20 protein-coding genes are annotated in these 20,765 nt (G+C 70.1%); 14 read left to right on the top strand and 6 right to left on the bottom strand.

Annotated elements, in window-relative coordinates; all coding sequences use genetic code 11:
- Positions 1-193: 193 nt before the first annotated feature.
- Positions 194-1,375: a DNA-processing protein DprA gene (dprA, locus tag QZ772_RS12300; protein ID WP_295526502.1), complete on the bottom strand. Its 1,182-nt coding sequence runs from the start codon at positions 1,373-1,375 to the stop codon at positions 194-196.
- Positions 1,376-1,391: 16 nt separating this feature from the next.
- Positions 1,392-2,573 (bottom strand): LysM peptidoglycan-binding domain-containing protein, encoded by a 1,182-nt coding sequence (locus tag QZ772_RS12295; protein ID WP_295526501.1) that lies wholly within the window; start codon positions 2,571-2,573, stop codon positions 1,392-1,394.
- A gap of 161 nt (positions 2,574-2,734) precedes the next feature.
- On the opposite strand from QZ772_RS12295, the gene def reads away from it, so the two are divergent.
- From def to QZ772_RS12265, 6 genes are all read left to right on the top strand, one after another.
- Positions 2,735-3,262, top strand: a complete 528-nt coding sequence (gene def, locus QZ772_RS12290) for a peptide deformylase (protein WP_295526500.1) — start codon at positions 2,735-2,737, stop codon at positions 3,260-3,262.
- Positions 3,259-3,759: a hypothetical protein gene (locus QZ772_RS12285; protein WP_295526499.1), complete on the top strand. Its 501-nt coding sequence runs from the start codon at positions 3,259-3,261 to the stop codon at positions 3,757-3,759. The genes def and QZ772_RS12285 overlap by 4 nt, the downstream gene beginning before the upstream one ends.
- A 16-nt stretch (positions 3,760-3,775) precedes the next feature.
- Positions 3,776-4,771, top strand: coding sequence for a methionyl-tRNA formyltransferase (fmt, locus tag QZ772_RS12280; protein WP_295526498.1), 996 nt, complete (start codon positions 3,776-3,778; stop codon positions 4,769-4,771).
- Complete coding sequence (locus tag QZ772_RS12275; protein WP_295526495.1) at positions 4,771-5,517, top strand: AzlC family ABC transporter permease; 747 nt, start codon at positions 4,771-4,773, stop codon at positions 5,515-5,517. The genes fmt and QZ772_RS12275 overlap by 1 nt, the downstream gene beginning before the upstream one ends.
- Positions 5,514-5,849, top strand: a complete 336-nt coding sequence (locus QZ772_RS12270) for an AzlD domain-containing protein (protein ID WP_295526642.1) — start codon at positions 5,514-5,516, stop codon at positions 5,847-5,849. The genes QZ772_RS12275 and QZ772_RS12270 overlap by 4 nt, the downstream gene beginning before the upstream one ends.
- A gap of 82 nt (positions 5,850-5,931) precedes the next feature.
- Positions 5,932-7,125 carry a phosphoglycerate kinase gene (locus tag QZ772_RS12265; protein ID WP_295526493.1) on the top strand — a complete coding sequence of 398 codons (1,194 nt, stop codon included), beginning with the start codon at positions 5,932-5,934 and terminating at the stop codon, positions 7,123-7,125.
- Between the two features lie 190 nt (positions 7,126-7,315).
- On the opposite strand, the gene QZ772_RS12260 is transcribed toward QZ772_RS12265, so the two are convergent.
- Complete coding sequence (locus QZ772_RS12260) at positions 7,316-8,452, bottom strand: fatty acid desaturase (RefSeq protein WP_295526491.1); 1,137 nt, start codon at positions 8,450-8,452, stop codon at positions 7,316-7,318.
- 237 nt (positions 8,453-8,689) lie between these two features.
- On the opposite strand from QZ772_RS12260, the gene pyk reads away from it, so the two are divergent.
- The 4 genes from pyk (at position 8,690) to QZ772_RS12240 (ending at position 13,327) form a co-directional block, all read left to right on the top strand.
- Entirely contained in the window at positions 8,690-10,135 is a 1,446-nt protein-coding gene (pyk, locus tag QZ772_RS12255; protein ID WP_295526490.1) for a pyruvate kinase, read from the top strand.
- Positions 10,136-10,222: 87 nt separating this feature from the next.
- Entirely contained in the window at positions 10,223-11,143 is a 921-nt protein-coding gene (locus tag QZ772_RS12250) for an alpha/beta hydrolase (RefSeq protein WP_295526488.1), read from the top strand.
- Positions 11,144-11,195: 52 nt separating this feature from the next.
- Positions 11,196-12,260, top strand: coding sequence for a class II fructose-bisphosphate aldolase (gene fba, locus QZ772_RS12245; RefSeq protein WP_076506904.1), 1,065 nt, complete (start codon positions 11,196-11,198; stop codon positions 12,258-12,260).
- A gap of 158 nt (positions 12,261-12,418) precedes the next feature.
- Positions 12,419-13,327, top strand: coding sequence for a phosphoribosylaminoimidazolesuccinocarboxamide synthase (locus QZ772_RS12240; RefSeq protein ID WP_295526486.1), 909 nt, complete (start codon positions 12,419-12,421; stop codon positions 13,325-13,327).
- Between the two features lie 20 nt (positions 13,328-13,347).
- Here QZ772_RS12240 and QZ772_RS12235 read toward each other — a convergent pair whose 3' ends face one another.
- The 3 genes from QZ772_RS12235 to QZ772_RS12225 all read right to left on the bottom strand — a co-directional run bounded on the left by QZ772_RS12235 (position 13,348) and on the right by QZ772_RS12225 (position 15,527).
- Positions 13,348-13,788, bottom strand: a complete 441-nt coding sequence (locus tag QZ772_RS12235) for an META domain-containing protein (protein ID WP_295526484.1) — start codon at positions 13,786-13,788, stop codon at positions 13,348-13,350.
- Positions 13,789-13,935: 147 nt separating this feature from the next.
- Positions 13,936-14,607 (bottom strand): hemolysin III family protein, encoded by a 672-nt coding sequence (locus tag QZ772_RS12230; protein ID WP_295526483.1) that lies wholly within the window; start codon positions 14,605-14,607, stop codon positions 13,936-13,938.
- 38 nt (positions 14,608-14,645) lie between these two features.
- On the bottom strand, positions 14,646-15,527 hold the full coding sequence (locus QZ772_RS12225; RefSeq protein ID WP_295526482.1) for a M48 family metallopeptidase: 882 nt from the start codon (positions 15,525-15,527) through the stop codon (positions 14,646-14,648).
- 37 nt (positions 15,528-15,564) lie between these two features.
- On the opposite strand from QZ772_RS12225, the gene QZ772_RS12220 reads away from it, so the two are divergent.
- The 4 genes from QZ772_RS12220 (at position 15,565) to QZ772_RS12205 (ending at position 20,650) form a co-directional block, all read left to right on the top strand.
- Positions 15,565-16,899, top strand: coding sequence for an AmpG family muropeptide MFS transporter (locus QZ772_RS12220; RefSeq protein ID WP_295526481.1), 1,335 nt, complete (start codon positions 15,565-15,567; stop codon positions 16,897-16,899).
- A gap of 74 nt (positions 16,900-16,973) precedes the next feature.
- Entirely contained in the window at positions 16,974-18,173 is a 1,200-nt protein-coding gene (locus tag QZ772_RS12215) for a beta-ketoacyl-[acyl-carrier-protein] synthase family protein (protein WP_295526480.1), read from the top strand.
- Positions 18,170-18,976 (top strand): beta-ketoacyl synthase chain length factor, encoded by an 807-nt coding sequence (locus QZ772_RS12210; RefSeq protein WP_295526479.1) that lies wholly within the window; start codon positions 18,170-18,172, stop codon positions 18,974-18,976. Before QZ772_RS12215 ends, QZ772_RS12210 begins: the two co-directional genes overlap by 4 nt.
- A 21-nt stretch (positions 18,977-18,997) precedes the next feature.
- Complete coding sequence (locus QZ772_RS12205; protein WP_295526478.1) at positions 18,998-20,650, top strand: NAD(P)/FAD-dependent oxidoreductase; 1,653 nt, start codon at positions 18,998-19,000, stop codon at positions 20,648-20,650.
- Positions 20,651-20,765: the final 115 nt, after the last annotated feature.

Below are 20,765 nucleotides of genomic sequence, written 5' to 3'. Positions count from 1 at the left end.
TCGGCTCGGAGGGGGGCGCACCCAGAGGCCTGGCGAAGCCAGTTCCGCGGGTGCTCTGGCATGGCCTGCTCCGCGGCCATCCGATCCTTGCCTGCGCTTGAGCTTTAGGCCGAAGCCGGGTTTCTGCGCGGCGTGGGCGATGCTCTTCCGACGGGTGCGGAAGAATCGCCAAAACGCCGCCAACCGGGCGTGTTCAGCCGAGTTCGATGCGCTGGAACAGGCCGCCGGGGAGTCGGCCGACGCGGCCGTCCAGTTCCAGCTCCAGAAGCCGGGCCTGCAGTAGCGGTGTGGGCAGGCCGGTGCGGGCGCAGAGCGCGTCCAGGGTGGCGGGCGCATGGCCGAGGTGCTCCAGCAGCACGTCGTCGTCCTCCGGTCCGGGCGTGGCCGCATCTTCGACCTCGCCCTCGCCGTCGTTCTCGAAGAGCGAGGCAGTGCCTGGGGCGGATGCCGCGGCGGGCCGGCGCAGTTCCTCCAGCACATCTGCGGCGGTTTCCACCAGCTTGGCGCCCTGGCGGATCAAGGCATGGCAGCCCCGCGACTGCGGCGAGTGGATGGAGCCGGGGATGGCGAAGACCTCCTTGCCCTGCTCGACCGCACAGCGGGCGGTGATCAGGGAGCCGGACGCCAGCGCCGCCTCCACCACCAGCGTGCCTTGCGACAGTCCGGAGATCAGCCGGTTGCGGCGGGGGAAGTTGGCCGTGAGCGGCGGCGTGCCCAGCGGCTGCTCGCTCAGGATCACGCCGCGGGCCGCGATGCGATGGGCCAGCGCGCGATGCCGGGCCGGATAGACCCGGTCCAGCCCCGTGCCGACGACAGCGATGGTGGCGAGCCGCCCATCCTTCGCGCTGGCCGCCTCCAGCGCCCCTTCGTGCGCGGCCCCGTCCACGCCGAGCGCCAGGCCCGAGACGATGGGCAGCCCGGACTCGGCCAGCGTGCGGGCGAACAGGCGCGCGTCGATGGCCCCCTGGGGCGTCGGATTGCGGCTGCCCACGATGGCCAGGCCGTCGCAGGGCAGCGGCGCGTCCAGCAGTTCTGCGGGGCCGAGCCCATACAACAGCAGCGGCGGGTCGGCGATCTCCAGCAGGCCCGCCGGGTAGGCAGCGTCGCCCAAAGCCAGGATGCGGTGCACGGCGCCGTCCGGGCCGGTGGCGTCGAGCCATTCGCGGGTGCGGTCGAGCATGGCCGCGAAGCCCTCCTGCTCGTCCAGGAGCGCCCGGGCCTGGGCCGGGCTGCACAGCGCCTCCAGGGCGGCGGCCGGCTGCGCGAACACCGCGTCCGGCCATCCGAAGGCCGTCAGCAGCCTTCTTGCGGTACCGGCCCCAACGCCGGGGGCCAGGGCCAGCCGCAGCCAGCCCGGCAGATCCTCCCTCTCCACCCCGCGCCCTTGTTGTTCAGGGATTGGCGAGGCGGTCGCCCGCGCGGGGCGTGTCGGTGATGTCGAGCACCAGCGCGTACGAGACCCGCTCGAAGGGGCGGAACACCATCAGCAGGCCGATGCGCTCGTCGGGCAGCTTGAGCGTCTCCTTGTCGCCGCCGGTGCGGTCGACGATGGTCTGGCCGTTCTTGAGGATGGCCAGGACGTTGCCGCTGACGATGCCGTCGCGCAGTCCCTTGTTGATGGCCACGACCTGGTTCTGGCCGGCGTACTGCACGCCGTTGCCGTAGACGGAGATGATGCGACCGCCTTCCACCGGCTGGGCCGGGGCGCGCGGCACGTAGCTGATCAGCTGCTCGGGCGGCTCCGGCAGCAGCCGGTCGCCGGCGCGCATCTCCTCGCGGGCGGCAATCACGTCGACCGTGGCCGGCACGGCGACGCCGGGCGCCGAGTCGGTGGCCGGCGTCTGGGATTCACCACGCACCAGCCGCACCCGGCCCACGTACTGGGCCTCGTAGCCGAGTATCTCGCCGGTGCCCGGATCCTTGAGCGGCGTGGCATTGCGGAAGACGCGGAACTGCGGCAGCGGCCCTGGCGGCTCGACCAGCGGCGCGCCGGGCTGGCCGCGGACATAGGCGCGATCGCCACGCGACAGCAGCACGCGCTCGTCATTGCCCGCCACGATGCGGGGCGCGCCGGCCAGCGTGTCCTCCTCGACCACCAGGGGCTCGGTGAGGAAGGCGTCGATGCGGCTGGGGTCGAGGGTGGGCAGCGCGAGGTTGGACGCCGAGTCGTAGCGCGTGCGCGGCGACAGCTTGACCGTGTCGCCACTGCCACCCGCCCCGCGGCGCAGACTCAAGCGGGCGCGGCCACCGGTCTTGTCGAGGTAGAGCACCTGACCGGGATAGATGCGGTGCGGATTGGCGATCTCGCTGAGGTTCATGCCCCACAGCTCGGGCCAGCGCCAGGGCTTGCGCAGATACATCCGCGAGATGGCCCAGAGCGTGTCACCACGCTTGACGGTGTATTCGTCCGGCGCATTGGGCGCCAGCTCGGACAGCGGCACCCCCTGTTGGGCCGTCTGCTGTGCGACAGCCCGCTGGGCCGGCGTCACCGGATAGTTCTGCGCGTGAACGGCGCAATGCCCCAAAAGGGCTGCGGCGGCGAGGGGAAGGACTGGCAGTCGAAGGTGGTACATGGTCGGCGCGCCATCCTGCCACGGCGCGGGCGGGAGTAGCGAATACTCACAATTTGCAACGATTTTGCGCGCAAGCCCTGCCGGCAGCAACGTCATCCGGCTGCGGCGGCGCCGGGCAGGGGTCGAAATGGCGAAAATAGCCACAACTTTCCGTGAGAGACATGGCCCTGCGAACCATCCTGAGCTATCCCGACCCGCGCCTGCACACCGTGGCCAAGCCCGTGCAGGCGGTCGATGCGCGCATCCGTACCCTGATCGCCGACATGCTCGAGACCATGTACGAGGCCAGCGGCATCGGCCTGGCCGCCACGCAGATCGACGTGCACGAGCGTCTGGTGGTGATCGACGTGTCGGAAGAGCGCAATGAACCGCTGGTGCTGATCAACCCCGAGATCGTCTGGGCCAGCGATGAGAAGGTGATGAACGAAGAGGGCTGCCTGTCGGTGCCCGGCATCTACGACGGCGTGGAGCGCTCGACGGCCGTGCGCGTGCAGGCGCTCGATGCCGACGGCAATCCGCAGGCCATCGAAGCCGAGGGCCTGCTGGCCATCTGCATCCAGCACGAGCTGGACCACCTGCTGGGCAAGGTGTTTGTCGAATACCTGTCCACGCTCAAGCGCAATCGCATCAAGACCAAGCTGCTCAAGGCACAACGCGACGTGCAGCGCGAAGGCGGCCGAAGCGCATGAACGCCGGACGTCGCTTTGCCCTCGGATCCGCGCTGGCGGCGGCGGCATGGCTGGCGGGCTGCGCCAGCGAGCCGCAGCGGGTGCCCGCCGGCGCCTCGCGCGCCGAGGCCCTCCAGCAGCTGGGCGCGCCGACGGCCATCTACCCGCTGCCGACGGGCGAGCGCCTGCAGTACTCGCGCCAGCCTGCCGGCTTCGCGATCAACAACGTCGACCTGGACGCCAGCGGCCGTGTGGTCGCGGTGACGCAGGAGCTCGACGAAAACCGTTTCGGTCAGATTCGCATCGACCAATGGCGCGTCGCGGATGTGCTGCGCACCTTCGGACGGCCGGAAGAGGTGTCCCGCGTCTGGTCCTTCCAGGGCGAGGTGTGGCAGTGGCGCTATCGCCAACTCAACACGCCGCGCCTGCTGTACATCTACATCGATCCCCAGGGCGTGGTGCGCCGTTACCACGTGGGCGACGACCTGCGTTTCGTTCCGCCCGACTCCCGTTCTTGAAAGCATTTCCCCACCGATGAGGATCGTCTTCGCGGGCACGCCCGAATTCGCCCGCGTGGCGCTCGAAGCCCTGGATGCCGCCGGCATCGAGATCGCCCTGGTGCTGACCCAGCCCGACCGGCCCGCAGGCCGCGGCATGAAGCTGCAGGCGTCGCCGGTCAAGGCCCATGCCCTGGCCCGCAACTGGCCCGTGGCCCAGCCACGCAGCCTGCGGCTGGACGGCAAGTACCCCGAGGACGCCGCCACGGCCCGCGAAGCGCTGGTCGCGGCGCGCGCCGACGCGATGGTGGTTGCCGCCTACGGCCTGATCCTGCCCCAGTGGGTGCTGGACCTCATGGCCGGTCAGGGCGAGGGCGCCCCGGCCGATACACGGGCCCTGGGCTGCCTCAACATCCACGCCAGCCTGCTGCCGCGCTGGCGCGGCGCCGCGCCGATCCACCGCGCCATCGAGGCGGGCGACGCCGAGACGGGCGTGACCATCATGCAGATGGACGCCGGTCTGGACACCGGTGAAATGCTGCTGAGGGAATCCTTGCCCATCGGCTCCGACGAAGGCACCGGCCAGTTGCACGACCGCCTGGCCGCAATGGGCGGGCGGCTGATCGTGCAGGCCCTGCGGCAGGCCGACGCCGGACCACTGCCACGCACGCCCCAACCCGCCGAGGGCGTGACCTACGCCCACAAGATCGAGAAGGCCGAAGCCCGCATCGACTGGGCGCTGGACGCGGACACCTTGGCCCGCCGGGTGCGCGCCTTCGACCCCTTTCCCGGTGCCGTGGCCGAGCTGGACGGTCAGCCGCTCAAGATCTGGGCCGCGCACGCGCTGCCCCAGGCTGGCGACGCCAGCCCGGCTCCCGGCACCGTGCTGCGCGCCGAGGCCGACGGGGTGGCCATCGCAGCCGGCAGCGGCACGCTGGTGGCCACCCAGTTGCAGCGCGCAGGCGGCAAGCGCCTGGCTGCGGCAGACTTCCTGCGCGGAGCGCCGCTGACCGCCGGCACCGTGCTGGCCTGATGTTCTGGTCGTCTGCCATCCACCGGCGCCCGGCCTTCCGGGAAGGTGCCGCGCTGATGACACCGGTGGCACTGGGCATTGGGGCCTGGGGTCTGATGACCGGCGTGGCCATGGTGAAGACCGGCCTGTCGCCGCTGGAAGCCGTGTTGATGACACTGCTGGTCTATGCCGGCAGCGCCCAGCTGGCCGCCGTGCCGCTTCTGGTGGCCGGCGCACCCGCCTGGGTGATCCTGGCCACGGCCTTCTGCGTGAACCTGCGCTTCGTCGTCTTCAGCCTGCACCTGCGCCACTACCTGATGCACATGCCACGCTGGCGTCGGCTGGTGCACGGCTACCTGACCGGCGACCTGAGCTACGCCGTGTTCACCGCCCGCTTTCCACAGCCACCGGCCACCCAGGCCGAGCGTGACGAGCAGGAGGCGTACCTCGTGGGCGGCTATTCGGTCAACTGGAGCTGCTGGATACTGCTGAGCCTGGCCGGAATCGCGCTGGCGGAGCTGATTCCCCAGCACTGGGGCCTGGGCTTCGCCGGCGTGCTGGCGCTGGTGGGCATCCTGGCTTCGATGGTCACCACCCGCCTGCAGGTACTGGCGCTGCTGATCGCCAGCGCCACCGCGGTGGCCGCCTATGCGTTGCCGCTGCGGCTGAACATCGTGGTGTCCATCGGTCTGGCGGTGCTGGCCTGCTTCTGGCTCGAACAGCAGTTCGGCCGCTTCGCCCGGCGCCGTACAGGGGAGGCGGGCTGATGCAGACCGATTCCTGGACCGTCGCCGTCATCGTGGGCATGGCCGTGGTGACCGTGGTCACGCGCTGCTTCTTCTTCATCACCGAGCGCGCCCTGCCCCTGCCCGCCTGGGTGCACCGGGCGCTGCGCTACGCGCCGGTGGCGGCGCTGGCCGCCGTGGTGGCGCCCGAGGTGGTGATGAGCGGCGGGCACCTCATCCCCAGCTGGCAGGACGCGCGCCTGTTCGCCGCCGCAGCGGGCGCGGCGCTCTACTTCTGGCGGCGCAGCACGATCATCACGATGGCCGGCGGCATGGCGGTGTACCTGCCGCTGCACCTGGGACTGGGCTGGTAGCGCCACTACCGCTCCCTACAATGCCCTGTTGCCCGTCCGGCCCCCGGACGGCGTCGAGACAACTTCCTCCCAAGCCGCAACCATGAACGTCATCCGCTTCTCCGACCTGTGTGAACAAGGCAAGGCCCAGGGCCGCCGCGTCTTCATCCGTGCCGACCTGAACGTCCCGCAGGACGACGCCGGCCGCATCACCGAAGACACGCGCATCCGGGCCTCGGTGCCCTGCATCCAGATGGCGCTGGACGCCGGCGCGGCGGTGATGGTCACCTCGCACCTGGGCCGCCCAACCGAGGGCGCCTTCAAGCCCGAGGATTCGCTGGCCCCCGTCGCCCAGCGCCTGGGCGAGCTGCTGGGCCGCGAGGTGCGCCTGGCCGCCGACTGGACCGACGGCGTGAACGTCGCGCCCGGCGAGGTCGTGCTGCTGGAGAACTGCCGCCTGAACAAGGGCGAGAAGAAGAACGACGAGGCGCTGTCCCGCAAGATGGCCGCGCTGACCGACATCTACGTCAACGACGCCTTCGGCACCGCCCACCGCGCCGAGGCCACCACCTACGGCATCGCCCAGTTCGCGCCCGTCGCCTGCGCCGGTCCTCTACTGGCGGCCGAGATCGACGCCATCACCAAGGCCCTGGCCGCGCCCAAGCGACCGCTCGTCGCCATCGTGGCCGGCTCCAAGGTGAGCACCAAGCTGACCATCCTCAAGAGCCTGTCGGCCAACGTGGACCAGCTGATCGTGGGCGGGGGCATCGCCAACACCTTCATGCTGGCCGCCGGCCTGCCCATTGGCAAGTCGCTGGCCGAGGCCGACCTGGTCGGCGAGGCCAAGGCCGTGATCGAGGCCATGCGCGCCCGCGGCGCCGCGGTGCCGATCCCGGTGGACGTGGTGACGGCCAAGAGCTTCTCGGCGGATGCCCCCGCCACCGTCAAGCCCGCCACCGAAGTGGCCGAGGACGACCTGATCCTGGACATCGGCCCGCAGACCGCCGAGCAGCTCGCCGCCCAGTTGCGCGAGGCCGGCACCATCGTCTGGAACGGCCCGGTCGGCGTGTTCGAGTTCGACGCCTTCGCCAAGGGCACCGAAGCGATCGCCCGCGCCATCGCGGCCAGCAGCGCCTTCTCCATCGCCGGTGGCGGCGACACGCTGGCGGCCATCGCCAAGTACGGCATCGAGAAGGACGTGGGCTACATCTCCACCGGCGGTGGCGCCTTCCTGGAGGTGCTGGAAGGCAAGAAGCTGCCGGCTTTCGAGATCCTGGAGAAGCGCGCGGCAGGCTGAGTCGAGCGCCCGCGGCCTGCGCGGCGCCCGACCGGGCGCTGCTCACGTTGCGGCCGCGGCCGCGACGCAGGGCTGGCGCCTTCCACGCCCGGCTCGCCCAACAAAAAACCCGGCCCGCATCGCTGCGGGGCCGGGTTTTTTGTTGTCCCGTCGCATGCGGCGCCAGGCCGCCGCGAGGGCTCGGGCGGCGTCAGGCCGGACGGGCGGCAGCGTCGGCCGCCTGCGGTGGCACCAGCGCGCGCAGCTCGCTCGTGGCGCGGCCCTTGAAGTCGGTCCAGCACTGGCGCGTGAAGTCGTACAGCTTGCAGGCGCGCGCGGTGTCGAAGTACCACGTCCAGGAGAAGCGCTGGATGATGATGCGGCCGGGCAGCATCTGCTCCAGCACCTTCTGCGTTTCCTTGAGCTTGTAGAGCGGGATGCTCATGTCCACGTGGTGGGCGGTGTGCTCCATGATGTGGTGCATTAGCGCGCCGATGCGGAAGGGGAAGGTCAGGTGCACGGTGGTGGAGACGAAGGGCTGGGCGCGCTGCCACGCCGCCTTCTCGTTGTGCCACTGCACCTTGACGTGGGTGTGGTGGCCGTAGATGACGAAGCCCATCATGTTGAACCAGAACACCATCGGCACCACGAAGCCCAGCAGCACCAGCAGCCAGGCCGACTGGCCGGTGGCGAAGGCGGCCCCGACCAGGGCGGCGATCCACACCAGCGCGAAGCCGCTGACCAGCAGGCAGTCGCGGGTGAAGACCGGGCGGTAGGTGTTGCCCATGATCTTCTTGCTGGGGAACATCATCTTGGCCCACCAGATCTCGACGGCGTAGTACAGGCCCGGGCCCCAGCCGCTGCGGTAGATGCGCTCGGCCACGCGGCGCATCGGCGACATGGCGCGGTACTCGTCCTGAGTCATGGGGGCCCAGACGAAATCCACGCCCTTGAGGTTGGTGAAGCCGTGGTGCACCACGTTGTGGCCCATGTCCCAGAGGCTGTAGGCGGTGAGCGAGGGCAGGAAGGCGATGCGGCCCAGCCACTTGTTCAGGCGACGGTTCTCGGTCAGGCTCTGGTGGCAGCCGTCATGCCCAATGATGAACAGGCGGCCGATGACGAAGCCGGCGGCCAGGGCGGCCAGCAGCTTGAGCCAGACGGAATCGACCAGCACCACCGCGGCCATCAGGCCGAAGAAGAGGAGGTAGTCGAGCGTGAGAAGCGCGAAGGCGCGCCAGGTGCTGCGCTGCGCCAGGGGCGTCAGCCAGCTGCGGATGATCTTGCGGTGCGGCAGCGGCGCGCTGGGCTCAAGCGGCTCGGGCAGCGAGAGTTCGGGTCTGTAAGCCATTGAAAAATAGGCGGGTTTTCAGGTTCTGGACAACCGCCGACGATAACCGATGCGCCCTTCGCGTCGATGACGGCCGTCAAATTGACCCGAGATGCTGCGCAAGATATGCACTATTCCTCGGCCGCATCACGACGCGGGCGGGAAGCGCCGACGGCATGGGGGAGAATTTCCCGCGCCCCACCGCTACCCCCTTCCCGCCCCGTCAGCCGGGGCCGGCCATACTTTCGGAGACCTCCCATGCCCCCCCGCATCCCCCGCCACGCCACCAAGATCGTCGCCACGCTCGGCCCGGCGTCCAGCACGCCAGCGCTCATCGAGCAGATGATCGTCCACAAGGTCAGCGTGGTGCGCCTGAACTTCAGCCACGGCCAGGCCCAGGACCACATCGACCGCGCCGCCATGGTGCGCGAGGCCGCACGCCGCGCCGGCCGCGAGGTGGCCATCATGGCCGACCTGCAGGGTCCCAAGATCCGCGTCGGGAAGTTCGCCGACGGCAAGGTCTGGCTGGAGCCCGGCGCCTCCTTCGTGCTGGACGCCGCCCGGCTGGAGCCGGGCGACGTTCAGGCCGTGGGCCTGGACTACAAGGACCTGCCCCGCGACGTGAAGGCCGGCGACCGGCTGCTGCTCAACGACGGCCTGATCGTGCTGCTGGTCGACGGCGTGCGCGGCGATGCGGTGCACACCACCGTGCTGGTGGGCGGCGAGCTCTCCAACAACAAGGGCATCAACAAGGAAGGTGGCGGCCTGACGGCCCCCGCGCTCACGGCCAAGGACATGGAGGACATCAAGACCGCCATGAGCTTCCAGGCCGACTACGTGGCGGTGAGCTTTCCCAAGAACGCGACCGACATGGAGATGGCCCGCCAGCTGTGCAACGTGGCCGGCGCCGAATGGGGCCACAAGCCGGGCCTGATCGCCAAGATCGAGCGCGCCGAGGCCATTCCGCGCCTGGAGGAGATCCTGCGTGCCAGCGACGGCATCATGGTCGCCCGCGGCGATCTGGCGGTCGAGGTGGGCAACGCGGCCGTCCCTGCCCTGCAGAAGAAGATGATCCGCATGGCGCGCGAGATGGACCGCGTGGTCATCACCGCCACGCAGATGATGGAATCGATGATCGCCAACCCGGTGCCCACCCGCGCCGAGGTGAGCGACGTGGCCAACGCCGTGCTGGACGGCACCGATGCCGTGATGCTCTCGGCCGAGACGGCCTCCGGCCGCTACCCGCTGGAAACGGTCAAGGAGATGAGCCGCATCTGCGAAGCGGCCGAACAGGCCGAGGACACCTCGCGCGACCTGGACTTCAGCGGCCAGCACTACACCCGCATCGACCAGTCCATCGCGATGGGGGCCCTGTTCACCGCGCACCACCTGGGCGCCAAGGCCATCGTGGCGCTGACCGAGTCGGGCTCCACCGCCCTGTGGATGAGCCGGCATGCGGCGCACATCCCGGTCTATGCCCTGACCGCGCGGCTGACGACGCAGCGGCGCATGGCGCTCTACCGCAACGTGCGCCCGCTGCTGACGGAGACGCAGAACGACCGCGATGCCGCCCTGCACCAGGCCGAGGAACATCTCAAGAAGCGCGGCATCGTCCAGAGCGGCGACGTCTACGCCATCACCTGCGGCGAGCCGATGGGGGCGCCCGGCGGCACCAACATGCTGAGGATCTGCACGGCGTCCTGAGCGCAGGCCAAACGCGCCATGCGCCCGCTGCGTAGGACAGCGGCGCGCGTCTGAAACCAAAGCGTCCGCGCCTGCGTATGGGAAGGCATGCCTTCCCACCTCCCCCTGCTGCGCACCATGGCGGCCGTGCTTGCCGTCGTGGCCGGCGCGCTCTCGCTGGGCGCCTGCTCCCCCATCAAGCTGGTCGACCGGCTCACGCCCAGCGACACCTACACCGTCCACAACGACATCGCCTATGGCGCGGAGCCTCGGCAGCGGCTGGACGTCTACCAGCCGCTCGCACGCACGGCGCCTGCGGCCGGCCGGCGGCCTCTCGTGGTCTTCTTCTATGGCGGCACCTGGACCACGGGCGAACGTGCCCAGTACCGCTTCGTCGGCGAGGCGCTGGCCTCGCGCGGCGCCATCGTGGCCGTGGCCGACTACCGGCTGTCGCACGAGGTGAGCTATCCGGCCTTCGTGCAGGACAGTGCGCTCGCGGTGAAGTGGGGCCTGGACCATGCGGCCGCGCTGGGGGCCGATCCGGCGCAGGTGTATGTGATGGGCCACAGCTCCGGCGCCTACAACGCCGCCATGGTGGCGCTCGACCCGCGCTGGCTCAGGGCCTTGGGCGCCAGCCCACGGCAACTGGCCGGCTGGATCGGACTGGCAGGGCCGTACGACTTCCTGCCGATCGGCGATCCGGACGTGAAGCGCGCCTTCAATTGGCCACGCACCATGCCCGAGTCGCAGCCCATCAACCATGTTTCGGCCGCCGCACCGCGCACGCTGCTTATGGCGGCCAGCCGGGACAACCTGGTCGACCCGCAACGCAACACCGCGCAGTTGGCACGCAAGCTGGAAGCGGCGGGCGTGCCCGTGGAGGTCCACACCTTCGACAACCTCAGTCACATCACCATGATCGGGGCCGTTGCCACGCGCATCCAATGGATCGGCGGTCCGGTGATGCCGCCCCTCCTGCGCTTTCTGGGACTGCCGCCGTCGGATGAGTCCCACAGGGGTCCTCATTAGAATCGTTGGAATTTTTTCGCACTTTTCCACGATTACTTCAAAGGACACAACCATGGCACTTGTCTCGATGCGCGAGTTGCTGGACCACGCCGCCGCCAACGGCTACGGCATTCCGGCTTTCAACGTCAACAACCTGGAGCAAGTGCAGGCCGTGATGGCCGCTGCCGACGAAGTCGGCGCCCCGGTGATCCTGCAGGCCAGTGCCGGCGCCCGCAAGTACGCTGGCGAGCACTTCATCAAGCACCTGATCCAGGCGGCGACCGAAGCCTATCCGCACATCCCGCTGGTGATGCACCAGGACCACGGCACCAGCCCCAAGATCTGTGCCGGCGCCATCGACCTGGGCTTCGGCTCGGTCATGATGGACGGCTCGCTGCGTGAAGACGGCAAGACGCCGGCCGACTTCGCCTACAACGTGGAAGTGACGCGCAAGGTCGTCGAGATGGCCCACAAGGTCGGCGTGACCGTCGAAGGCGAGCTGGGCTGCCTGGGCAACCTGGAAACCGGCGACGCCGGCGAGGAAGACGGCATCGGCGCCGAAGGCAAGCTGGACCACAGCCAGATGCTGACCGACCCCGAAGAGGCCGCCCAGTTCGTCAAGGCCACCCAGCTGGACGCCCTGGCCATCGCCATCGGCACCAGTCATGGCGCCTACAAGTTCAGCCGCCCGCCCACGGGTGACATCCTGGCGATCAGCCGCGTGAAGGAAATCCACGCCCGCATCCCCAACACCCACCTGGTGATGCACGGCTCGTCGTCGGTGCCGCAGGATCTGCGCGCCATCATCAACCAGTACGGCGGCCAGATGAAGGAAACCTACGGTGTGCCGGTGGCCGAGATCCAGGAAGCCATCAAGTACGGCGTGCGCAAGATCAACATCGACACCGACATCCGCATGGCGATGACCGGTGCCGTGCGCAAGTTCATGGCCGAGAACCCCGAGAAGTTCGACATGCGCGAGTGGATGAAGCCGGCCCGCGAGGCTGCCAAGGCCGTGTGCAAGCAGCGCTACCTGGAGTTCGGCTGCGAAGGCCAGGCCGGCAAGATCAAGGGTGCTGGCCTGCAGGTCATGGCCGCCAAGTACGCCCAGGGCGAGCTGGCGCAGGTCGTCCAGTAAAGCACCGGGCAGGCGCCCGGCGCCCTCGAACAGGCCACCGCCCGGCGCGGTGGCTTTTTTTCGCGCGCGACGCGCATACAGGCGGTGACACCGGCCTGTCATCACCCGCGGATAATCGCGCGCTGCTTTCCTCCTTCACCCTGCCGTCCGGCAACTCCATGGCCACGACCGTCCATACCTCCTCCATCCAGAGCCTGCCCCTGCTTGCACGCGGCAAGGTGCGCGATAACTACGCCGTCGGCGAGGACCGCATCCTCATGATCGCCAGCGACCGGCTGTCGGCCTTCGACGTCATCATGGGCGAGCCGATTCCGGGCAAGGGCGAGATCCTGACCAGGATGGCGCTGTGGTGGTTCGACCGTCTGGGCGGCATCTGCCCCAACCACCTGACGGGCGAGGCGCCCGAGAGCGTGGTGCGCCCGGAAGAAGTGGCGCAGGTCACCGGCCGCTCGATGCTGGTCAAGCGCCTCAAGCCCATTCCGGTCGAGGCCGTGGTGCGCGGCTACCTGGCCGGCAGCGGCTGGAAGGAATACCAGGAGAACCGGGAGGTCTGCGGCGTGCCGCTGCCCGTAGGGCTGATCAATTCGGCCAAGCTGCCGCGCGCCATCTTCACGCCCGCCGCCAAGGCCGCCGTGGGCGAGCACGACGAGAACATCAGCTACGAACGCGTGGTCGAGATGATCGGCCCGCAGTTGGCCCAGCAGATCCGCGAGACCAGCCTCGCGCTGTATGAGACCGCCGCCGAGATCGCGCTGCAACGCGGCATGATCATTGCCGACACCAAGTTCGAGTTCGGCCTGGACGAGACCGGCCAGCTGGTGCTGATGGACGAGGTGCTCACGCCCGACAGCTCGCGCTACTGGCCGGTGGAAGGCTACGAGGCCGCGCTGGCCGCCGGCACCAACCCGCCGAGCTACGACAAGCAGTTCGTGCGCGACTGGCTGGAGTCGGTGCGCATCAACGGCAAGCCCTGGGACAAGACGCCGCCCGCGCCGCGCCTGCCCAACGAGGTGACGGAGCGCACCGCCGAGAAGTACCGCGAGGCGCTGGAGCGCCTGACCGGCTGAGCCCGAGCGATGGTGCAGCCTCAGCGCTGCAGCATCGCCACCGTGCGCCCATTGCCATCGAGCAGAACGAGGCGCGCCGGCGCCTGCAGGCGGTAACTCGCCGTGGACTGCAGCGCCTGGAAGAACTGCATCTCGCGCTGCCCGCGCTCCGGCGCCGCGCAGGCCATGCGCGTCGCTGCCAGCTGGCCGATGCGCAGCTGGCTGGCCGTGCGGCTGTAGGTGCCCGAGAAGCGGTTGCAGCCACCGCTGCCCACGGCGCGGCCGTCACTGCCGAACTGGACCGAAGGCGCGCCCTGCGGATCGCCGGCGTCCTCCATCATGTCGCCCTGCAACTGGACCAGGCGCCACGTCGGGCCTTCGATCGGCTCGTCCAGGCTGACGCCGCTGCCGCAGGCCGCCAGCGACAGGGCGGCCGGCAGTGCCAGGGCCAGGAGGAGGTGTCGGCGTGCAGCGGCGGGCATGGGCGGATCGTCCTTTCAGCATCAATGGATGCGGCGGCATCCTACCTGCCACGCAGCGCCTGCCGCCGCGGTACGGGGCGCAGTCATCCCGTGACCCCTGCCTGCCCGCGGCGCTCGGACATCGCGCTGACCGGTGCTGCCCCTGGCTCAGGCCGGCAACGCCGCCGGCGCGCCCGAGTGCCACAGCACGGCAAAGAAATGGCACACACTGCCGCCCAGCACGAACAGGTGCCAGACGAAGTGCGCATAGCGCAGCTTCGAGTCGAAGAGGAACACGACTGCGCCCGCGGTGTACGAAATGCCCCCCGCCACCAGCCAGGCCAGGCCGGCGCCGGACATGCGCTCGACCAGCGGCACCGCCGCCACGATGGCCACCCAGCCCATGGCCACGTACAGCCCGGTGGACCACAGCGGGTGCTTCAGCCGGTCGAAGAGCTTGGCCGCCACGCCCACCACCGCTGCGGCCCAGACGATGCCGAACAGCGTCCAGCCCCAGGTGCCGCGCAACACCCCCAGCACGAAGGGCATGTAGCTGCCGGCGATGAAGAGGTAGATGGAGGCATGATCCAGCCGGTTGAACCACAGCTTGGCCCGCCCTGCGGGCAGCGCGTGGTACAGCGTGGAGACCAGATAAAGCACGATGGCCGTGCCGGCGAAAAGGCTCGCGCCCACCACCTCGGCGACGTGGCCCCGTGCGGCAGCGTGGTGCACCAGGATCGGCAGCGAGGCCATGGCGAGCAGGGCGCCCAGTCCATGGCTCAGGGCGTTGGCGATCTCTTCGCCGAGGGTCTGGTCGCGCAGTTCGCTGAGAAGGGACATGGAGGCAGTTCAAGCAAGGGCCGGGCCGCGCCACGGCATCAGCTGCGGCGCGCGGCGCGGTAGAGGCCCTCCACCTTCGGCACGTTCTGCTCCAGGATGCGGATGCGGTCGGGCCCGGTCGGATGGGTGGACAGGAAGCTCAGGCCGCCCTGGCTCTTGGAGACCTGGGCCATCTTGGTCCAGAGGCTAACGGCGGCCTGGGGTTGGAAGCCGCCGCGGGCGGCGAGTTCCAGGCCGACGAGGTCCGCCTCGGTCTCGTCGTCGCGGCTGAACTTGAGGGAGATCAACTGCGTGCCGGCGCGTGCGCCCATGTCGCCCAGTTGGCCCAGCCCCAGCAACTGGGCGCCCAGCTGCAGCGCCATGCCGGTGCCGGCCGTCTTGGCCATGCGCTCGCGCGCATGCTCGCGCAGGGCATGGGCCATCTCGTGGCCCATCACCATTGCCGTCTCGTCGTCGCTGAGCTTGAGCTGGTCCAGGATGCCGGTGAAGAAGGCGATCTTGCCGCCCGGCATGCAGAAGGCGTTGACCTGCTTGCTGCCGATCAGGTTGACCTCCCACTTCCAGCCGGCGGCCCGGTCGTTCCATTGGCGCGTGTAGGGGATGAGGCGCTGCGCAATGCCGCGCAGACGCACCAGTTGCGGATGCTCGGGGCCGGCCAGCGCGCGCTGGCTGCGGGCCTTGGCGATCAGATCGCCGTACTGCTGGACGGCCGCGCCCTCGATCTGGTCGGCCGGCACCAGGTTGCGCGCGGCCGACAGTGGGCCCACATCGACCTGGCCGGATGCCGGCAAAGCGGCGCCAGCAGCGGCGGCCGCACCGGCCAGCAGGAACGCCCGTCGAGGCTGCCAGCGGGGCCGGGCAGTGCCTTGGTCATCGGCAGGGGCAGCGTCGGCGGTACGCAGGTCGCAGAGCAGGCACATGGTGGGCGGAATAATAAGGTGGCACGTCTTCCCTCTCATGCCCAATTCCCCCGCCGACACACCCGAATTGCCCAGGCAGCCCTGGCGCGAGACCCTGCGCGTCTACCTGGAACCGGCCTCGCTGCGCATGTTCGCCCTGGGCTTCGCGGCCGGCCTGCCGCTGCTGCTGGTGCTGGGCACGCTGAGCTTCCGGCTGCGTGAGGCCGGCATCGACCGGGCCACCATCGGCTACCTGAGCTGGGTGGGCCTGGCCTATGGCTTCAAGTGGGTGTGGGCGCCGCTGGTCGACCGGCTGCCACTGCCGCCGCTGACCACGCTGCTGGGCCGGCGGCGCGGCTGGCTGCTGCTGTCGCAGGCCATGGTCATTGCCGGCCTGGTGGGCATGGCGCTGAACGATCCGCGCGCGGGGCTGGAGCCGCTGGTGCTGTGCGCCGTGCTAGTGGCCTTCGGCTCGGCCACGCAGGACATCGCGCTGGACGCCTTCCGCATTGAATCGGCCGAGGCGCGCAAGCAGGCCGCCCTGGCCGCGGCCTACCAGACGGGCTACCGCCTGGCCATGATCTGGGCCGGTGCCGGCGTGCTGTGGGTGGCCGCCTGGGCCGAGGGCAGCGCCACCGGCGCCTACCAGAACGGCGGCTGGCGCACGGCCTACCTGGTGATGGCAGGCTCGATGGTGGTGGGCGTGCTGACGGTGCTGCTCTCGGCCGAGCCGGCGCGGGTGCCGCTGCCGCCCGCGCGTTCGGCCGGCGAATGGCTGCGCAACACGCTGGTGGAACCCTTTGCCGACTTCCTGCGCCGCTACCGCTGGCAGGCGGTGCTGATCCTGTCGCTGATCGCCATCTACCGCATCAGCGACGTGGTGATGGGCATCATGGCCAACCCCTTCTATGTGGACATGGGCTTCACCAAGGACGAGGTGGCCACGGTGAGCAAGGTCTACGGCGTGATCATGACGCTGGTCGGCGCCTTCGTCGGCGGCGTGCTGGCGATGCGCCTGGGCGTGATGCGGGTGCTGATGCTGGGCGCGGTGCTCAGCGCCGCAAGCAACCTGCTGTTCGCCTGGATGACCACCCGCGGCCACGACGTGACGGCCCTGGTGGCCGTGGTGTCGGCCGACAACCTGGCCGGGGGCATCGCGTCCGCCGCCTTCATCGCCTACCTCTCCAGCCTGACCAACGTGAGCTATTCGGCCACGCAGTACGCGCTGTTCAGCTCGCTGATGCTGCTGCTGCCCAAGTTCGTGGCCGGCTTCTCGGGCGCCTTCGTCGAGGCCTACGGCTACGCCACCTTCTTCACCGGAACGGCGCTGCTGGGCCTGCCGGTGCTGGTGCTGGTGGCGCTGGCGATGCGGGCCGCCCGCCGGCCCGTGTAGCAGGAGGTCTTCAGCACGGCGGGTCCGGCGGCTGTTACGCTCCCGCCTCGTTCCTGAAACCTGCCCGCCGCACCGTGCCGCAGAAGATCCCGCCACTCGTCATCACGGCCTACACGGCCACCACCGCCCTGGGCACCGGCCTGGAGGCGCTGCGCAGCGCGCTGGCCGCCTCGCGCAGCGGCCTGCGCCCCAACGATTTTGGCGAGCCGGCCGAACAGCGCCTGCCCACCTGGATCGGCCGCGTGCCCGGCGTCGAGGACGTCGCCCTGCCGCCCGAACTCGCGCCCTGGGACTGCCGCAACAACCGCCTGGCCTGGATGGGCCTGAATGCTGACGGCTTCATCGCCGCAGCGCTGGCCGCGCGCGAGCGGCACGGCGCGGATCGCGTGGCCGTGATCATCGGCACCTCGACCTCCAGCATCGGCGAGACCGAGCTCGCCTACACCCGGCTCGACGCCGACGGTCGCTTTCCCGAAGCCATGCGCAATGCCGAGGTGCACACGCCGCATGCGCCCGGCCTGTTCGTGCAGCGGGCGCTGGGCCTGACGGGGCCGTGCGAGACGATCTCCACCGCCTGCTCCTCCAGCGCCAAGGTCTTCGCCTCGGCCGAGCGGCTGATCCGCCTGGGCCTGGCCGACGCCGCCGTGGTGGGCGGCGCCGATTCGCTGTGCGGCAGCGTGCTCTTCGGCTTCAACTCGCTGGAGCTGGTGTCGCCCGAACCCTGCCGCCCCTTCGACGCCGAGCGCCGTGGCATCAGCCTGGGCGAGGCGGCCGGCTTCGCGCTGCTGGAGCGCAGCGGCACCGGCCCGCGCCTGCTGGGCCATGGCGAAGCCAGCGATGCGCACCACATGTCCACGCCCCACCCCGAAGGCGCCGGTGCCGAGCGCGCGCTGGACGACGCGCTGGCCCGCGCCGGCCTGGCCACCGACGACATCGACTACATCAACCTGCACGGCACGGCCAGCAGCAAGAACGATGAGGTCGAGGCCGCGCTGGTGGCGCGCCGCTTTCCGGCCCGCACCCATGCCAGCAGCACCAAGGGCTTTACCGGCCACACGCTGGGCGCCGCCGGCATCGTCGAGGCGGCCGTCAGCCTGCTGGCGCTGGAGACGGGCCTGATGCCGGGCAACATCAACGCCCGCACGCTCGATGCCGTCTGCGGCCCGCAGGTCCGGCGCGAACCGGCGCAGGGCGAGGTGCGGCATGTGCTGTCCAACTCCTTCGGCTTCGGCGGCAACAACTGCGCGCTGATCTTCGGAAGGGCCGTGCAATGAGCCGGTTGCCCACGCTCTACCTCGAAGGCCCGGCCTTCTGGCATCCGCTGCTGCCCGGCTGGGAGGCCGCACGCGCCGCCTTCCGCGGTGAAGCAGGTCTGGCGGAGGCGCCCGCCCGCCGGCCGGCCCCGCAGATCCTGGCACCGGCCGAGCGTCGCCGCGCGCCCGACACCGTGGCCCTGGCGCTCGAAGTGGCGAGCGCGGCCGTGGCCGGCGCCGGCCGCGCGGCGGTCGACCTGCCCTGCGTCTTCACCTCGGCCCAGGGCGACCTGGCCATCAGCGACTACATGTGCGCCACGCTCGCGCAGGCGCCGACCCAGCTGTCGCCGATCAAGTTCCACAACTCGGTGCACAACGCGGCCGTGGGCTACTGGACCATCGGCACCGGCTGCCAGCAGGCCAGCAACGCGATCAGCGCGTCGTCGCACAGCTTCGCCGCTGGCCTGCTGGAAGCCGCCACGCAATGCGCCGCCGACCACCAGGCCGTGCTGCTGGTGGGCTTCGACGCCGAGGCGGCCGGCCCGCTGGCGCAGGTGCACGACACGCACGGCCTGCTCGCGGGCGCCCTGGTGCTCGCGCCTGAGGCCAGCGAGCGCACCGTCGCCACGCTGTCTATCGCGCTGCACAGTGGCGCCGCCGCTCCGACGGCACTGCGGTCCGAGGCGGCCCGCGCCCTGCCGCCCAACGCCATGGCCGACGCGCTCCCCTTCTTCGAGGCCCTGGCGCGCGGTCCTGACCCGGGCGGCCAGCCACTGGTCCTCGCGCTGTCCGACACGCTGGCCCTGCACATCACGCTAGGCTGAGCGCCCCTTTTAGGAGAGTCCATGCACCCCACGCCCGCCACCCACGACGTCATCATCATGGGGGGCGGCCTGGCAGGACTCACGCTGGCGCTGCAGCTCAAGCGGCGCTTCGGCGACATCGACGTGCTGGTGCTCGAACGCCGCAGCCACCCGGTGCCGCATGCCACGCACAAGGTGGGCGAGTCGTCGGTGGAGATTGGCGCCCATTACTTCGACACGGTGCTGGGCCTCAAGCAGCACCTGGACGAGGCCCAGCTGCGCAAGTTCGGCTTCCGCTTCTTCTTCTCCGAAGGCCGGCGCGACCTCGATGCCGTGACCGAGGTGGGCGCCAGCCGCCCGCTGGCCATTCCCAGCTACCAGATCGACCGCGGCATCTTCGAGAACCACCTGGCCGAAGTGGCCGCGACCCAGGGCGTGCGCTTCGTGGACAACGCCATGGTCCGGCGCATGGCGCTGGATCCATCGCCGCAGGGCCAGCACCACATCGAATGGACCGAAGCGGGCGAGCCGCATGCCGCGCAATGCCGCTGGGTGGTGGATGCCTGCGGCCGCGCCGGCCTGCTCAAGCGCCAGCTCGGGCTGGTGCAGCCCAACGACCACCAGGCCCATGCCGTGTGGTTCCGCATCGGCAACCGGCTCACGCTCGACGACTGGGGGCAGGACCCGGCGTGGCGCGCCCGCTGCACGCCGGCCGCGCGCTGGCTGTCGACCAACCACCTGGTGGGCGCGGGCTACTGGGTGTGGCTGATCCCGCTGGCCTCGGGCTCGCACTCGGTGGGCATCGTGGCCGACCCCGCATTCCATCCGCTGGAGCGCATGGACAGCTTCGACAAGGCCATGGACTGGCTGGCCGAGCACCAGCCAGTGCTCTTCGACGTGCTCGACAGCCAGCGGGACAAGCTGCAGGACTTCGCCTTCATGCGCAAGTTCTCCTATGGCTGCAAGCAGGTCTTCAGCGGCGAGCGCTGGGCGCTCACCGGCGAGGCGGGGCTGTTCCTCGACCCCTTCTACTCGCCGGGCAGCGACTTCATCGCGATGAGCAACACCTTCATCTGCGACCTCATCGCGCACGACCGGGCTGGACGTTCGGTGCAGGCGCGCGCGCAGCTGTACGACCACATCTACCACTCCTTCTACGACAGCACGCTCGCGCTCTACCAGGGGCAATACGGGCTGTTCGGCGACCCCGAGGTGCTGCCGGTGAAGGTGGTCTGGGACTACACCTACTACTGGGGCGTGCTGTCGCAGCTGTTTTTCCACGAGCGGCTCACCGACGTCGCCACGCTGGGCAACCTGCGCGAGGAACTGCAGCACTGCCAGCAGCTGAACATCGCCATGCAGGGCTTTCTGCGCGCCTGGTCGTTGGTGAGCGAGCGGCGCAATCCGGCCCGCATGCTCGACCAGGCGGCCCTGCCCTGGTTTGCCGAACTCAACGCCAGCCTGCGCGATTGCCTGCCCGATGCGGCCGCCTTCCAGACCCGCCTGCGGGCCTGCGTAGCGCAGTTGCGCACGCTGGCCCACCAGATCCACACGCAGGCGCTCACGCAGCATCCCCGCCTGGACGATGCGGCGCTGGCGGCGCTGCTGGCCCAGCCGATGCCGCGCACGCCCATCGACCACGACGCAGCGCCGATGCTGTTCGAGCAGTTGACCCGCGTGCCCGCGACTTCCTGACCCGGGAGCGCCTGCACGGCGCTGCCGGTCGCCACGGCCGCGAAGCGTGTGGCGGTCCATGCGCCGCCGGCTCCGGCGTGCGGCCATCGCGGTTTACCCAACTTTACGAAGACTT

Origin of the sequence: uncultured Pseudacidovorax sp. (assembly GCF_913773995.1) — a bacterium.
GTDB lineage: Bacteria > Pseudomonadota > Gammaproteobacteria > Burkholderiales > Burkholderiaceae_C > Xenophilus.
Note: the sequence above shows the minus strand (reverse complement) of the source record. Positions and strands in the feature narration are given on the sequence as shown.

Bases quoted from the DNA above. Each gene is read 5' to 3' on its own strand.
- QZ772_RS12295 (WP_295526501.1), bottom strand. From the start codon at position 2,573: ATGTACCACCTTCGACTGCCAGTCCTTCCCCTCGCCGCCGCAGCCCTT.
- def (WP_295526500.1), top strand. From the start codon at position 2,735: ATGGCCCTGCGAACCATCCTGAGCTATCCCGACCCGCGCCTGCACACC.
- QZ772_RS12285 (WP_295526499.1), top strand. From the start codon at position 3,259: ATGAACGCCGGACGTCGCTTTGCCCTCGGATCCGCGCTGGCGGCGGCG.
- fmt (WP_295526498.1), top strand. From the start codon at position 3,776: ATGAGGATCGTCTTCGCGGGCACGCCCGAATTCGCCCGCGTGGCGCTC.
- QZ772_RS12275 (WP_295526495.1), top strand. From the start codon at position 4,771: ATGTTCTGGTCGTCTGCCATCCACCGGCGCCCGGCCTTCCGGGAAGGT.
- QZ772_RS12265 (WP_295526493.1), top strand. From the start codon at position 5,932: ATGAACGTCATCCGCTTCTCCGACCTGTGTGAACAAGGCAAGGCCCAG.
- QZ772_RS12260 (WP_295526491.1), bottom strand. From the start codon at position 8,452: ATGGCTTACAGACCCGAACTCTCGCTGCCCGAGCCGCTTGAGCCCAGC.
- pyk (WP_295526490.1), top strand. From the start codon at position 8,690: ATGCCCCCCCGCATCCCCCGCCACGCCACCAAGATCGTCGCCACGCTC.
- QZ772_RS12250 (WP_295526488.1), top strand. From the start codon at position 10,223: ATGCCTTCCCACCTCCCCCTGCTGCGCACCATGGCGGCCGTGCTTGCC.
- fba (WP_076506904.1), top strand. From the start codon at position 11,196: ATGGCACTTGTCTCGATGCGCGAGTTGCTGGACCACGCCGCCGCCAAC.
- QZ772_RS12240 (WP_295526486.1), top strand. From the start codon at position 12,419: ATGGCCACGACCGTCCATACCTCCTCCATCCAGAGCCTGCCCCTGCTT.
- QZ772_RS12235 (WP_295526484.1), bottom strand. From the start codon at position 13,788: ATGCCCGCCGCTGCACGCCGACACCTCCTCCTGGCCCTGGCACTGCCG.
- QZ772_RS12230 (WP_295526483.1), bottom strand. From the start codon at position 14,607: ATGTCCCTTCTCAGCGAACTGCGCGACCAGACCCTCGGCGAAGAGATC.
- QZ772_RS12225 (WP_295526482.1), bottom strand. From the start codon at position 15,527: ATGTGCCTGCTCTGCGACCTGCGTACCGCCGACGCTGCCCCTGCCGAT.
- QZ772_RS12220 (WP_295526481.1), top strand. From the start codon at position 15,565: ATGCCCAATTCCCCCGCCGACACACCCGAATTGCCCAGGCAGCCCTGG.
- QZ772_RS12210 (WP_295526479.1), top strand. From the start codon at position 18,170: ATGAGCCGGTTGCCCACGCTCTACCTCGAAGGCCCGGCCTTCTGGCAT.
- QZ772_RS12205 (WP_295526478.1), top strand. From the start codon at position 18,998: ATGCACCCCACGCCCGCCACCCACGACGTCATCATCATGGGGGGCGGC.